The following is a 13,117-nucleotide window of genomic DNA, read 5'->3' as shown; positions in this document are numbered from 1 at the left end:
CCGACCGGCATGATCGCTGATGATATAGCGGCGTTGTCGGCGCCAGCCCGCACTTCCGCAACTGTGGTGATGACTGTGCGAGCCGAGGGTCGGGCTCGATAGGGCGAGGTTGGCGCTCACCCCGGCCCGAACCGCCGGTCCTGACCCAAAGCGGCTCCTCGCAAATTCTGTTGGGAATGTCCGGTCGCGAGTATTTACCAGACATTTGATTTCATGAAACGGCTTCCTGACATTCACTGCGTCGCCGGGCTCTCGCGTCAAGTGCGTCACCGCCGAAGGATCTTCTCGCTGTCAGGAACGAGTCGTTTTTCTTACATGCCAGTTCATGTGATGGATGGACGCTGGAGGCATGAGCCGTGCGAAGGCCCGCCATTCCCCTAGCTGTTCACGCGCTCGCCATGCTCCTACCAAAGCCATCAAGCAGTTGACGGAGCGGGCATGCAGCGCATCACGATCACTATTGACGACGAGCTGCTGGCGGCGGTGGATCGTCTCTGCACCGAACGCGGCTATGGTAGCCGCTCGGAGGCCGTGCGTGACCTCGTCCGCGATGCGGTCGCCCCATCCCAAGGAGATCAGGCGGGTGCTGCGCCCTACTACGGGACGCTGAGCTACGTCTACAATCATGGCACCCGCGACCTGGCGCGCCGTCTCACCGATGAAGGACACCACCACGGGGTGTCCATCGCCAGCATGCATGTGCATCTGACCAGAGACGATTGCCTGGAAGTTGCGGTGCTGCATGGATCTGTGCCGGCCATGCAGGCTTACGCCGATCGCATCATCACCCAGCGGGGTGTGCGCTACGGCCACCTGCACCTCATTCCCGAGAACAGCGCCGAGCCGGCCAACCACCCGCACCCGCACGATGACAACGCTGACCACTGAGGACCGCCGGCCACAGCCGGCGGTGTGAACTTTGCGTAGATTTCTCATACGCGGGACGTGCGAGGGGCACGCCTCGATGCCGCTTCTGGAATGCCGTTGGCCCGCTCTACCTTGTCGTCTGCCCTCCGGGTGCGTCGATACAGCCTGCTCAGCTCCGCCAGCGTCCTGCTGGTCGCCTCCCACGCCTGGGCCGCGCCGCCGGTGACCGAGACCGCCGATACCATCGCGCTCTCGGAGATCACGGTCGCACCGGAAGCACCGGCCGCCACGACTTCGGGCACACCTAACGCCAGCGCCGGCTATGTCGGCGGCGTTACCGGCATCGGCGGTGCGCTTCGACCGGTTGATGCTGCAAGTGCCGGCATCATCACGGGGGCGCAGATCAACAGCCGCCCGGTGACCCGACCCGGCGAGGTGCTGGAGGAAGTGCCGGGCCTCATCATCACGCAGCACTCGGGTGAGGGCAAAGCCAACCAGTACTTCCTGCGTGGCTTCAACCTCGACCACGGCACCGACATCGCCATCAACGTCGACGGCATGCCGGTCAACATGCGCACCCATGCCCATGGCCAGGGCTACGCCGATCTCAACTTCCTGATCCCCGAGCTCGTCGGCGCGGTCGAGTTCCACAAGGGCCCGTACTTCGTGCGTGACGGCGACTTCGCGTCGGCCGGCTCGGTGCGGATCGACTATCTCGACAAGCTCAACCGCAGCATCGCGCTGACGACGCTGGGCAGCTTCGGTCTCAAGCGGGCCCTCTCGGCCGCCTCGGCACCGCTCGGCGTGGGTAACCTGCTCGTGGCGGGTGAGGCGCAGACCTATGACGGCCCGTGGGTGGTGCCCGATACTCTCCGCAAGTTCAACGGCGTCGCCCGCTACAGCCAGGGCACGGCGACGGACGGCTTTGCGGTCACCGGCATGGCCTACTGGGCCAAGTGGAATGCCACCAATCAGATTCCCGAGCGGGCGGTGGCGGAGGAGATCATCGGCCGCTACGGCACCCTCGACCCGAGCGATGGCGGCGATACCGGCCGCTTCTCGCTGTCGGGGCGCTGGAGCCAGTCGGATGCCGGTGGCGTCACCCGGGCGTCGGCCTACGTGATCCGCTACCAGATGAACCTCTGGAACAACTTCACGTATTTCCTCAACGATCCGGTCAACGGTGACCAGTTCCGCCAGCGCGACAGCCGCGTGCTCGGCGGCGGCGAAATCTCGCGCGTGTTCCAGGGTGACCTGTTCGGGCTCGCCATGGAGAACGAGATCGGCGTGCAGACCCGCACCGACGACATCCGGGTCGGCCTGTTCAACACCACCGCCCGGCAATACCGCTCGACGGTACTGGACGACCGGGTGCTGGAAGCCAGCGCGGCGTTCTACTACGAGAACCGGGTGCGCTGGACCGACTGGCTGCGCACCAGCGTCGGCTTCCGGGCCGACGGCTACTATGCCGATGTCCGCTCCGACACACCGGCGAACTCGGGTCGCGCCCGCGACGGCATCGTCAATCCGAAGCTCGGGGCGGTGCTCGGGCCGTGGCTGGATACCGAGCTGTACGTGAACTACGGCGGCGGCTTCCATTCGAACGATGCTCGCGGCGTCACGGCCACCGTCGATCCGGTCAGTCCGCTGTTCAACGTGTCCCGCTCGCCGTTCCTGGTCCCCTCGACCGGCTACGAAGTCGGGATCCGCAACCGCTCGATCACAGGGCTGGAAACCTCCCTGGCGCTGTTCCGGCTCGATTTCGCGTCCGAGAACCTGTTCCAGGGCGACACCGGCACCACCGAGCCGAGCCGGCCGACACGGCGGTTCGGTATCGAGTGGAGCAACCATTACGCCGTCACGCCCTGGCTGGCCCTGGAGGGCGACCTGACGCTCACCAACGCCCGCTTCGCCGACCGCGACCCGGTCGGCCGGCGGGTGCCCGAGGCGCCGACCACGATCGCGTCGGCGGGCATCACGTTCGGCGAAGGCCAGGGCTGGTTCGGCTCACTGCGACTCCGCTATTTCGGGCCGCGCCCTCTGATCGAGGACAACTCGGTGCGCTCGAAGCCGACCGCGCTTCTCAACGGCCGGGTCGGGTACAACTTCGACAACGGCGTCAGCCTCTCCCTCGACGTGCTGAACGTGACCAATGCCAAGGCGGATCAGATCACCTACTACTACGTGTCACGCCTGCCGGGGGAGGACGCGGGCGGCGTCGCCGACCGCCACTTCCACCCGGTCGAGCCGACAGCCGTGCGGCTGACGCTTGCCGGCCGGTTCTGAGACCTGATTTTCCCACCTGAGAAGGATCTTCGCATGCGCACCCTCGCTGTCTCGATCGGATTGCTGACGGCTCTTTGGATCGGTCCTGCCGCAGCGCATGGCTGCCATCACGGCTGGCAGCAGGCCCCCGCGGAGGGCTGGCACAGCCACGGCCTCAAGTGCGATGCCCGCAAGGGCCTCGGTGTGTCGCGCCGCGGCAAGGGTCACGCCCGCCGGGCCGCGTAGCTCAAGATTCGAGACACGAGACCGTGCGGGCATCGGGTTCTCCGATGCCCGTCGGCCGTATCTAGTGCCGAGCAGCTTCGCCGCTTCGAAAGCCGTTCGACGCATCGAGCAACCAGTGCAACGTCCGAGTGCGACGGGCCCGGACCGGCATGTTCCCGGGGGGCGCCTGGGCCTTGGACTCGAAGCAAATTCTGCCCCGTCGAACCCGGGCAGACGGGATTCCGCCGGTCGTGCGACCTCGGTCGATGGCGGCGCGGCCGCCGCGCTCATGCGTGCATCGCCAGCATCCAAACCGCCATGGCGACCATCATCAGGTTCTCGGTCAGCGAGACGAAGCCGAGCGGCACCTTGCTCGACCCGCCGACGCAGGCGCACTTGATCTCGCGCTTGTCGACGTAGACCGCCTTGAACACCGAGACGGCCCCGATCGTCCCGATGAACAGGGCCACCGGGATCGACAGCCAGTTCGGGGCTCCCGCGACCATGAGGATGCCGGCGAGGCCTTCCAGGAACGGATAGGCGTAGGCGTAGCGGACCCAGCGTTGGCCGAGCAGGTCGTAGCCCAGGAACATCGACGAGAAGCTCTCGACGTCCTGCAGCTTGAGGAGGGCGAGCACACACATGCTGAAGGCGATGAACCACTCGGCCGCGCGCATCGTGAACGGCGTGCCGGTGACGGCATAGCTGGCCGCAAGCGCCATCAGCGCCGTCATGGAGAACACCGCAACGACCGGCGTGTAGGTCGTCGCGTTCGGGTCGTTCGCCGTTGTGCCGAAGCGGCGGTGCAGGTCGTCGTAGCCCCCGACGCGCGCGCCGTCGATGAAGGTCTGGGGCGTCGACTTGACGTCGTGCTCGGCCTTGAAGCGATCGGTCTCCTCGCGCGTGGTGAGCCAGTGATCCTCGACCGCGAAACCCTGGCGTTCGAGCAGGTCCTTGGCCTTCAGCCCGTACGGGCAGAGGTGCTTCTCCATCACCATGCGGTAGAGGACGGCCTTCTTTGCGGTGGCTGGCATGCGAATTTCCTCAAGCAGTCGGTCGATATCGGGGGAAGCGGACCGGGATGAACCCGGCCCGCGCGGTGCCTACCGGCCGTGCCGCTTCAGCCACGCCTCCATGTCGGCGATCTCCTTTTCCTGATCGTCGATGATCTTCTGCGCCATCGCTCGCGTCTCGGGGTCCTTGGCGTGCGTCAGCGCGACCTTCGCCATGGCGACCGCGCCCTTGTGGTGCGGGATCATGTGCGTGCGGAAGTCGACGTCCGGGTCGCCCGTGTAGGCGACATGCATCTCCTTCATCATCGCCGCGTCGGCGGCCTTGAACTCAACGGTCGAGGCGGTGTCCTTCGGGTCCGGCTTCGTCTTGCCCATCCCGTGCCTGGGCATGAAGCGATGGTCGTGCGACGCCTGCGCGAAGGCGGGACCGGCGAGGCCGGACGAGAGGAGGACGATGGCGGCGAAGGTGCGAGGGGCGGTCATGGATCGGTCTCTGCTTCGAATGGGAATTGGATCGAACGGGCCACCCGGGACGGCCCGGGGGGGGGGTGGGGGGGCATGCGCGGACTTCGCCTGGGAGGCGGGTCGGCCGCACCCGGGGCGGCGAGAGGCGGGATCGGCAGCTACGGGATCTCCCCGTGCCGGGAGGGCCGGAGGTGCACCGTCGACGCGGGCACAACTCGGGCGTCGCGCGCCTTCAGGCGCGCCTCATCTCACGCGAGGGTTCGGGGAGGCCTCGGCAGGGCTTCGGGTCCGGCGCCGGTGCGAACGGGGGCGTCGCGCGGGACCAGCCTGACGGCCCGGAACGGGATCGACGCCAAGGCGGGCGGGCCGGGCAGAATGCCAGCGGCACAGCAAGTCATCGTTCCGCAGCAGCGGACCCGGCAGGGGCCGGGGCAGCAACCAGCGTCCCGGATGGGCGCGACAGCGGTGATCCGGATCGCGGTCTCCGCGCAGGCCAGAGGCTCGGCCCGGGCGACATGCCCGGCAAGATTCGCAGCCGGAACCGCTGCCACCGAGGCGGTCCGCGTGTGCGTCGCGGAACCGTGGCCAGCGTGATGGGCGTGTCCCTCATGGGCCTGGACTGCCGGCGGCACGAAGGAGGCGAGGATCACGAGGATCACCGCCGCCATCAGGCGCACGATCGGCCGATCGGGGATCATGAGGCTGGCTCGCACCTGCTCCTGTAGCCGGATCATGCCCGTTCGCGGGGCGTCGCCATCCACTTGTGATTTTTGGTCGTGGGCTCGGAGTTTCAAGGGCCGGCGAACCTGTCCACCCGACGACCGGCATCGTCGTCGGCACGGCGGTAATCATCGAGATTTGCGAACAAAATCATCGCAACGTTCTGTTGGATCGAATGGTTGCGCATCGGCACGTTGGGGACAGACCCAAGCGACCCCGCGAGACCGTCATGACCGCCGCGACCCTCATCGCATCCCCCCTTGCCCCCCTGCGCCGCCTCCTACCCGGCCTCCTCCTGTGCCTCGCAGTGACCGGCGCCGCCGTCGCGCTCGAATCGGCCGAGGAGCACCTGTTCGGCCGCGCCTGGCTCGAGGCCCTGGTGCTCGCCATCGTGCTCGGCACGGCCCTGCGCACCGCGTGGAACCCGGGCGCGCGCTTCTTTCCCGGCATCGCCTTCGGGGCCAAGACGGTCCTCGAAGTCGCCGTCGTCCTGCTCGGTGCCTCGCTCAGCCTCGCAACCCTGCTGGCGGCCGGACCCGGCCTTCTCGTCGGCATCGCCGTGGTGGTGATGGCGGCGATCGCGGCGAGTTACGGCATCGGCCGCGCCCTAGGTCTGCACCCCCGGCTCGCGATCCTCGTCGCCTGCGGCAACTCGATCTGCGGCAACTCGGCGATCGCCGCGACCGCCCCGGTGATCGGTGCGGACGGCGAGGACGTCGCCTCCTCCATCACCTTCACAGCGGTGCTCGGGGTGCTGGTCGTGCTCGGCCTGCCCTTGCTCGTGCCGCTCCTCGGCCTGTCGCCGATGCAGTACGGCGTGCTCGCCGGCCTCACCGTCTACGCCGTGCCGCAGGTGCTCGCCGCGACGGCGCCGGTGGCGGCGCTGAGCGTGCAGGTCGGCACCGTGGTCAAGCTGGTCCGCGTGCTGATGCTCGGCCCGGTGGTGCTGGCGCTCTCCCTCGGCGCGAGCCGGCTGCGCGAGGAGACGGACGAGCCGGCCCCGCACGTCACCGCGGGGGAGCGTCCGAAGCCCGGCCGCGTCGCGATCCACCGCCTCGTGCCGTGGTTCATCCTGGCGTTCCTGGCGATGGCCGGCCTGCGCTCGGGCGGTCTGATCCCGCAAGCCGCCCTGCCGCCGATCGCCGCGACCGCCAACGTGCTCACCATCGTGTCGATGGCCGCGCTCGGGCTCGGGGTCGACGTGCGCAGCGTCGCCGGCGCGGGGCTGCGGGTCACGCTGGCGGTGGTCGCCTCCCTGCTCGCCCTCACCGCGGTCAGCCTCTGCCTGATCCAACTCCTCGGCATCGCCTGACCGAGCGTCCTCGGACGACCGTTTCCCGGCGCGCCGGAGGGAAACGATCTCTCCAATCGATCGGAACGAGCAGGACTTTCCGTTGGAAGCCCTGTCTCATGGAAGATACTTTCCATCACCCAAGGGAGAGCGCGAGACGCTCGGCCCGGACCCGGAGGAACACCCTTGAGCCATCCTGCCATTCACCGCCGCGCGATGCTTGCCGGTCTTGGCCTCAGTGGTCTTGGCCTCGGCGGCCTCGCGGCCGCGGTGCCGGCCTGGGCTGCGGGTACGGTCAAGCTCCCGCTGCCCGGCGGCCCCGACCTGCGCGACCTGACGACAGCCTTCCCCGGCAAGGGGCCGATGATCCTGCAGCGGACGCGCCCGCCGCTCCTGGAGACGCCGTTCGAGGTGTTCGACCAGGGCGTGTTCACCCCCAACGACCGCTTCTACGTGCGCTGGCACTGGGCCTCGATCCCTACCGAGGTCGACGCGAACGCCTACCGGCTGACGGTGCGTGGCCATGTCGACCGGGAGCTATCGCTGTCGCTCGACGAGCTCGCCCGGCTGCCGCGCTTCGAGATCGCCGCCGTCAACCAATGCTCGGGCAATTCCCGCGGTCTGTTCGAGCCGCGGGTGCCGGGCGCGCAGTGGGCCAACGGCTCGATGGGCAACGCGCGCTGGACGGGTGTGCGCCTGAAGGACGTGCTCGACCGCGCCGGGGTGAAGGCCGGGGCCGTGCAGGTCCGCTTCAGCGGCCTCGACGAACCGGTCGTGGACGAAGCGCCCGACTTCAAGAAGTCGCTCGACCTCGACCATGCCCGCGACGGCGAGGTCATGCTGGCTTACGCGATGAACGGCGAGCAGCTGCCGCTGCTCAACGGCTTCCCGCTGCGCCTGGTGGTGCCGGGCTGGTACTCGACCTACTGGGTCAAGATGCTGTCCGACATCGAGGTGCTGGACAAGCCCGACGACCAGTACTGGATGAAGACCGCCTACCGCATCCCGGACGTGCCGGGGGCAAACATCAAGCCCGGTCAGACCGGGTTCAAGACGGTGCCGATCAACCGCATGGTCCCACGCTCCTTCGTCACCAACCTGCGCGACGGCGCACAGGCGACGGCCGGTTCGCCGGTGGCGGTCCGCGGCATCGCCTTCGGGGGCGATTGCGGGGTCAGGACGGTGGAGATCTCCGCCGACGGTGGCGCGACGTGGTCCTTGGGCAAGCTCGGAGCCGACGAGGGCCCCTACAGCTTCCGGCGGTTCGAGGGCGACCTGCCGGCTCTCGCGGCCGGCACCCACGCGATCAAGGTCCGCTGCACCAACACGAACGGGCTGGCCCAGCCAATGGAGCGGGTCTGGAACGGGGCCGGGTTCATGCAGAACGGCGTCGAGACCGTGTCGCTTCACGTCGCCTGAGGGAGAGAGCCATGGTCACATCCCGCACCGCGTTCTTGCTCGCCGCGCTCGCGCTGGCCTCCGCCCCGACATTCGCCGCCGAGGCGGCCGAGACGATGCGCTTCACCTCGCAGCAGGTCGAGCTGCCCACCTCCGACCGCTTCTTCCCGGAGGGCCCCGGGGCGGAGGCCGCCAACAACAACTGCCTTGCCTGCCATTCGGCCGGGATGGTGCTGACCCAGCCGAAGCTGTCGAAGGCGCAGTGGACCGAGACCGTCAACAAGATGGTCCACGTCTACAAGGCCCCGATCGACGAGGCCGACGTGAAGGCCATCGTCGACTACCTCGCGGCGATGAAGCCGCAGCCCTGACGGTGCCGTGCCCGGCCCGCCGTCGCGACGGCAAAGCCGGGGAAGCACGCCGGGACCGATCCGGTCCCGGCACGTTGTCCCGCGATCCGTCAGCCCGGAGATCCGCATGTCGAGCTTGGCCGAGCGCAAGGCGCGCCTGATCGTCCACGGGGAGGCGCCGTACAATGCCGAGCCGCCCCTCGCGCGGCTGCGTGCGTCCTACCGCACGGCAGCCGACGACTTCTACGTGCGCTCGCACGGCGACCTGCCGGAGATCGATGCGGACGGCTACCGCCTCCGCCTCGACGGCGCGATCCCGACGGCGCTAGAACTGTCGCTGGACGACATGCGCTCGCGCTATGCCGAGGCCACCGTGACGGCGACGATGCAGTGCGCGGGCAACCGCCGCGCGGACATGCGGGCGGTGGCGCCGGTCTCCGGCGACCCGTGGGACGGCGGCGCGATCGGCACGGCCGACTGGACCGGAATCCACTTGGGCGACGTGCTGCGCGAGGCCGGGATCGCCGAGGGTGCGGACCTGCACGTCGCCTTCGAGAGCCACGACCTCGTCGAGGGCCGGCCCTACGGAGCCTCGATTCCGCTGGCCAAGGCGCTCGCGCCCGAGACCCTGCTGGCCTTCGCGGTGAACGGCGCGCCGCTGCTGCCGGAGCACGGCTTCCCGCTGCGCGTCGTCGTGCCGGGCTTCGCCGGGGTGCGCAGCCCGAAATGGCTGAAGCGCATCACGGTGCAGGACCACCCGTCGGACAACCCGATCCAGGCCGAGGACTACAAGCTGTTCCCGCCCGACGTGACGGCGGAGACGGCCGACCCCGCCCGGGGTCACACCATCAACACGATGCCGCTGAACGCGGCGATCTGCGAGCCGGCACGCGGGGCACGGCTAGCGGCCGGGGCGAACACAATCCGCGGCTACGCGGTGTCGGGCGACCGCACCGTCGTCCGCGTCGACGTCTCCGGCAATGGCGGGCGGACCTGGGCGCAGGCGGCGCTCGAGCATGATGCGCGGGCCCGCTTCGCCTGGACGTTCTGGACGATCGACCTCGATCTCCCCCCGGGCGAGCATGAACTGGCGGTGCGCGCCTGGGACGAGGCCGGGCAGACCCAGCCTGCGCTGCCGGACGACACCTGGAACTACAAGGGCTACCTCAGCGCCGCGTGGCACCGCGTGCGGGTCACGGTGGCTTGAGACCCGAAGACCGGATCAGGGCGCGCCGTCCTCCGTCGAGGCGGCTCGGATCAGGTCGAGCAGGGCGTCCGCCGCCCGGCTGCGGTATCGCTCCTTGTGGCGCAGGACCCGGAAGATGCGCGCCGGCAGACCGAGAGGCACGGCGACGAGCGTCCCGGTCCGCAGGGAGGGGGCGACCACCGCCTCCGACAGGACGCTCGCGCCGGCCCCCGCCGCGACGGCGGCGAGCACCGCCTCGTTCGAGGGCAGTTCCAGCGCCACGGTGAGCGCATCGGGCGCGAGGCCGGCGGCCGCGACGGCAGATTCGAGGGCCGAGCGCGTCCCGGATCCGGGCTCGCGCAGCACCCAGGACGCCGCGGCGAGATCCGACGGAGCCGGTTGGGAGCAGCCGGCCAGTTCGTGCCCGGGCCGGACCACGAGGACGAGCCGATCCTCCGCGACCGGAAGGCTCGCGAGGCCGTCATCCTCGACGGCGCCCTCCACGAAGCCGAGCTCCGCCACTCCCGAGCGAACCGCTTCGGCGGCCTGCGCGGTATTGCCGATGCCGAGCCGCAGGACGATGTCCGGATAGGCTGCCCGGAACGCGACGAGGTGGCGGGGCAGCCAATGACCGGCGATGGTCTGGCTCGCGCGGATGGCGAGGGTGCCGCGGCGCAGGCCGCTCAGGTCGGCGAGCACCTGCTCGGCCGCCTCGGCGCGGGCGAGCACCGCGCGCGCCTCTACGAGGAACAGGCGGCCGGCCTCGGTCAGTTCGATGCCCCGCCCGACCCGGTGGAACAGCTTGACGGCGTGCCGGCCCTCCAGGGCGGCGATGGCCGCGCTGACCGCCGACTGGACGAGGTTGAGCGCCTCGGCGGCCCGGGTGACGTGCTGGCGCTCGGCCACCGCCACGAAGATGCGCAGCTGGTCGAGGGTCACGGCTTGCCGGGCTCGCCGAGAGCCTTGGCGAACAGGTCGCCGATCACCCGGTAGCCCGCATCCGACGGGTGGAGGTCGCGGGCCGGCGTGCAGTACAGCGTCAGGTCACAGAGCCGTGCGCGAGCCTCGCCGGTGCGGTTGAAGGCTGGGAAGACGTCCACGAGACCGGCGCCCGCCTCCGTGACCGCTGCAGCGATCGTGCGGTTCAGGGCCTCGACGAAGCGGTCGGTGTCGGGATCGGTGACGGCGAGCCAGTTGTAGTAGGTGCCGACCAGAATACGCGCCTTGGGCGCCGCCGCGCGCAGGGCGGACAGGATGCGCCGCAGGTTGGTCGCTGTGCGCTCCAGGGCGGGCGGTAAGCCAGCTGCGACGCAGTCCTTGAACCCGTGCCCCTCCGGGCAGCCGACCTGCACGGCCCTAAGGTCGTTGATGCCGATATCGAGGGTGATCAGACCGACCGCGCCCGGATGGGCGGCGAGGTAGGCCGTCGCCGCCGAGAGCTGCGCGCCGGCATAGGGCACGTGCAGCGGCAGCGGCGTGGTGCCGAACGGCTTGCCGGTCGTCGCGAAACCGCACGGCCCGTCGACGAACGAGGTCGTAGATTCGCCGGGGCATCCGAGGTCGACCAGCGTCAGGTCATGGGCCCGCTCGCGCAGATACGAGGCCAGCACCATGGCGTAGCCGGTGTCGAAGCTCCCAGGCCGGACGGTGCCTGCCGCGATCTGCTCCTTGAGCTTGCCGACCTGCAGGCCGTAGGCGAGGGAGTCGCCCAACGCTAGGTAGGTTTTGCCGGTCGGCTCCGCCCGCGCCGCAGAGCCGAGGAACAGCGCGCAGGCGGCGGCTCCCAGAATCCGCAAGAGCCCGTTCTGCACCAGCCCGCTCTGTGTCCGTCGTTCACGCGCCACACCGTGCCTTAACGTCATGACCGTCTCACCCTTCGCTCTTATGCTCGACGTAGGATGCAGGACCTTCCGGGCCCGGCGTTACTGCAGCCCGCTTCCCCGTCCGCTCGCTTGAGCGTCGACCGCCTCGGCGACCCGCAGCAGCCGCGCTTCGTCCGTGCGCGCGGTCACCACGTAGGCCATGCCGGTATCGATCCACGAGAAGGCGGCGACGTCGCCCTCGCGGGCGTAGCGGAAGACGCCGCGTCCCCCGGCCGCGCCGGTGCGGCTGTAGAGCGTCAGGCGGGTGCCGCGGTCGTCGTCGTACATCAGCATCGCCGCCGGCTCGTCGCCGGCCGGCAGCAGGCGCCCGCCCATCAGGCGGAAGCCTTGGGCCTGCAAATCCGGCGCCCTGACCGGCCGGCCGACGCGCCGCGAGAGCCACTGCTCCAGATGCGGCGTCCCGTCGGCGCGGACCTCGACCGGGTGGACGGCCTCGACCACGTAGGTGCGGAAGGCCGAGACCGCCGCCTGCGTCATCGGCTCGACCGGCGCCGCTGCGGGCGGCACCGCCCCGCGCCCCAACCAACCCACCGCCCCGCCCAGGGCGAGGCACACCATCGCCGCCGCGGCGCCCGGCAGCCAGCGGATGCTCCGGGCGGGACGCGGGCGCGCCAGGTGGGCGACGCGCAGCCGGGCCGGGATCGGCTCGTCGGCGATCGGGGCGAGGCGGGCCCGCAGGCGGGCGCGGACCTGCCCGTCGGCGGCGACCCGAGCCGCCGCGTCCGGGTGCTCGGCGAGCCAGGCCTCGACGGTGGCGCGGCGGCCGGGATCGAGCCGGCCGTCCACGAGGGCGTGCAGGTCGTCCTCGCCGACGGGCCGGGGGTCGGACGCGGTCATTTCACTCTCCGCAGGTGTCCGGTGACGACGGTCGGTGCGTGGTCCAGGAAGGCGCGCATCCGGCCCCGCGCCCGGCTCAGGCGCGACATCACCGTGCCGACCGGCACGGCGAGCACCGCGGCGGCCTCGGCATAGGACATGTCCTCGACCGCGACGAGGAGCAGGACCGAGCGTTGATCCTCGGGCAGGCCGGCGAGCCCGTCGAGCACGTCCCGCACGCCGAGGGCGGCCCCGGGATCGGCGGAGGCGTCCACGACGTCGTCGAGCAGCTCCGAGCCGACCTCGACGCCGCGGCGACCGCGCACCCCTTCGAGGTAGCGGTTGCGCAGGATCGCGAACAGCCAGGCGCGCAGGTCGCCGTCCCGGCGGCGCTGCGGCCAGGCCCGGATCGCGCGTTCGAGGGCGTCCTGGACGAGGTCGTCGGCCGCCTCGCGCTCGCGCAAGAGCGCGACGGCGTAGCGCCGCAACGCCGGGATCTGCGGCTCGATCAGGGCGGCGAGGTCGTCCAAGGCGTTCTCCACAAGGGCGCTCTCCGGGGCAGGCGGTGGCGGATGGATCGCCCGGCTTGCAATGAAAGATGCCGGATGAGGCCGCGTATTCCCCCGGCCGATCGGAAA

13 protein-coding genes are annotated in these 13,117 nt (G+C 70.1%); 7 read left to right on the top strand and 6 right to left on the bottom strand.

Annotation, left to right across the window (positions count from 1 at the left end; translation table 11 throughout):
- The first annotated feature begins 438 nt into the window (after window positions 1-438).
- The 3 genes from nikR (at window position 439) to miv_RS00425 (ending at window position 3,378) form a co-directional block, all read left to right on the top strand.
- Window positions 439-888 (top strand): nickel-responsive transcriptional regulator NikR, encoded by a 450-nt coding sequence (nikR, locus tag miv_RS00435; RefSeq protein WP_058617462.1) that lies wholly within the window; start codon window positions 439-441, stop codon window positions 886-888.
- A 90-nt stretch (window positions 889-978) separates the two neighbouring features.
- Window positions 979-3,153, top strand: coding sequence for a TonB-dependent receptor (locus miv_RS00430; protein ID WP_420865484.1), 2,175 nt, complete (start codon window positions 979-981; stop codon window positions 3,151-3,153).
- 33 nt (window positions 3,154-3,186) lie between these two features.
- The gene (locus tag miv_RS00425) at window positions 3,187-3,378 is read left to right on the top strand and encodes a hypothetical protein (protein ID WP_048427058.1); all 192 of its coding nucleotides are present in this window, start codon (window positions 3,187-3,189) and stop codon (window positions 3,376-3,378) included.
- A gap of 266 nt (window positions 3,379-3,644) precedes the next feature.
- Here miv_RS00425 and miv_RS00420 read toward each other — a convergent pair whose 3' ends face one another.
- Window positions 3,645-4,391 carry a MauE/DoxX family redox-associated membrane protein gene (locus miv_RS00420; RefSeq protein ID WP_207180821.1) on the bottom strand — a complete coding sequence of 249 codons (747 nt, stop codon included), beginning with the start codon at window positions 4,389-4,391 and terminating at the stop codon, window positions 3,645-3,647.
- A gap of 69 nt (window positions 4,392-4,460) precedes the next feature.
- On the bottom strand, window positions 4,461-4,853 hold the full coding sequence (copM, locus tag miv_RS00415) for a CopM family metallochaperone (RefSeq protein ID WP_203155345.1): 393 nt from the start codon (window positions 4,851-4,853) through the stop codon (window positions 4,461-4,463).
- Between the two features lie 931 nt (window positions 4,854-5,784).
- Here copM and miv_RS00410 point away from each other — a divergent pair.
- From miv_RS00410 to miv_RS00395, 4 genes are all read left to right on the top strand, one after another.
- Window positions 5,785-6,867 carry a YeiH family protein gene (locus miv_RS00410; protein WP_207180820.1) on the top strand — a complete coding sequence of 361 codons (1,083 nt, stop codon included), beginning with the start codon at window positions 5,785-5,787 and terminating at the stop codon, window positions 6,865-6,867.
- A 195-nt stretch (window positions 6,868-7,062) separates the two neighbouring features.
- On the top strand, window positions 7,063-8,265 hold the full coding sequence (locus tag miv_RS00405) for a molybdopterin-dependent oxidoreductase (protein ID WP_058617458.1): 1,203 nt from the start codon (window positions 7,063-7,065) through the stop codon (window positions 8,263-8,265).
- Window positions 8,266-8,276: 11 nt separating this feature from the next.
- Window positions 8,277-8,615: a c-type cytochrome gene (locus miv_RS00400; protein ID WP_207180819.1), complete on the top strand. Its 339-nt coding sequence runs from the start codon at window positions 8,277-8,279 to the stop codon at window positions 8,613-8,615.
- A gap of 106 nt (window positions 8,616-8,721) precedes the next feature.
- A complete protein-coding gene (locus miv_RS00395; protein ID WP_203155343.1) occupies window positions 8,722-9,801 on the top strand; it encodes a molybdopterin-dependent oxidoreductase in 1,080 nt (359 codons plus the stop codon).
- Between the two features lie 15 nt (window positions 9,802-9,816).
- Here the strand turns inward: miv_RS00395 and miv_RS00390 are convergent, their stop codons facing one another.
- The 4 genes from miv_RS00390 to miv_RS00375 all read right to left on the bottom strand — a co-directional run bounded on the left by miv_RS00390 (window position 9,817) and on the right by miv_RS00375 (window position 13,009).
- Window positions 9,817-10,719: a LysR substrate-binding domain-containing protein gene (locus tag miv_RS00390; RefSeq protein WP_207180818.1), complete on the bottom strand. Its 903-nt coding sequence runs from the start codon at window positions 10,717-10,719 to the stop codon at window positions 9,817-9,819.
- Window positions 10,716-11,591 carry an SGNH/GDSL hydrolase family protein gene (locus tag miv_RS00385; protein WP_203155341.1) on the bottom strand — a complete coding sequence of 292 codons (876 nt, stop codon included), beginning with the start codon at window positions 11,589-11,591 and terminating at the stop codon, window positions 10,716-10,718. The genes miv_RS00390 and miv_RS00385 overlap by 4 nt, the downstream gene beginning before the upstream one ends.
- Window positions 11,592-11,702: 111 nt before the next feature.
- Window positions 11,703-12,500: an anti-sigma factor family protein gene (locus miv_RS00380; protein ID WP_058617453.1), complete on the bottom strand. Its 798-nt coding sequence runs from the start codon at window positions 12,498-12,500 to the stop codon at window positions 11,703-11,705.
- Complete coding sequence (locus miv_RS00375) at window positions 12,497-13,009, bottom strand: sigma-70 family RNA polymerase sigma factor (RefSeq protein WP_058617523.1); 513 nt, start codon at window positions 13,007-13,009, stop codon at window positions 12,497-12,499. The genes miv_RS00380 and miv_RS00375 overlap by 4 nt, the downstream gene beginning before the upstream one ends.
- Between the last annotated feature and the right edge of the window lie 108 nt (window positions 13,010-13,117).

This window comes from Methylobacterium indicum (assembly GCF_017347565.1).
Lineage (GTDB): Bacteria > Pseudomonadota > Alphaproteobacteria > Rhizobiales > Beijerinckiaceae > Methylobacterium > Methylobacterium indicum.
The sequence above is the reverse complement of the archived record's forward strand: the minus strand, read 5'-3'. Positions and strand labels throughout refer to the sequence as shown.

Excerpts from the sequence above, each read along its gene's own strand:
- nikR (WP_058617462.1), top strand. The coding sequence starts at position 439 with ATGCAGCGCATCACGATCACTATTGACGACGAGCTGCTGGCGGCGGTG.
- miv_RS00430 (WP_420865484.1), top strand. The coding sequence starts at position 979 with ATGCCGTTGGCCCGCTCTACCTTGTCGTCTGCCCTCCGGGTGCGTCGA.
- miv_RS00425 (WP_048427058.1), top strand. The coding sequence starts at position 3,187 with ATGCGCACCCTCGCTGTCTCGATCGGATTGCTGACGGCTCTTTGGATC.
- miv_RS00420 (WP_207180821.1), bottom strand. The coding sequence starts at position 4,391 with ATGCCAGCCACCGCAAAGAAGGCCGTCCTCTACCGCATGGTGATGGAG.
- copM (WP_203155345.1), bottom strand. The coding sequence starts at position 4,853 with ATGACCGCCCCTCGCACCTTCGCCGCCATCGTCCTCCTCTCGTCCGGC.
- miv_RS00410 (WP_207180820.1), top strand. The coding sequence starts at position 5,785 with ATGACCGCCGCGACCCTCATCGCATCCCCCCTTGCCCCCCTGCGCCGC.
- miv_RS00405 (WP_058617458.1), top strand. The coding sequence starts at position 7,063 with ATGCTTGCCGGTCTTGGCCTCAGTGGTCTTGGCCTCGGCGGCCTCGCG.
- miv_RS00400 (WP_207180819.1), top strand. The coding sequence starts at position 8,277 with ATGGTCACATCCCGCACCGCGTTCTTGCTCGCCGCGCTCGCGCTGGCC.
- miv_RS00395 (WP_203155343.1), top strand. The coding sequence starts at position 8,722 with ATGTCGAGCTTGGCCGAGCGCAAGGCGCGCCTGATCGTCCACGGGGAG.
- miv_RS00380 (WP_058617453.1), bottom strand. The coding sequence starts at position 12,500 with ATGACCGCGTCCGACCCCCGGCCCGTCGGCGAGGACGACCTGCACGCC.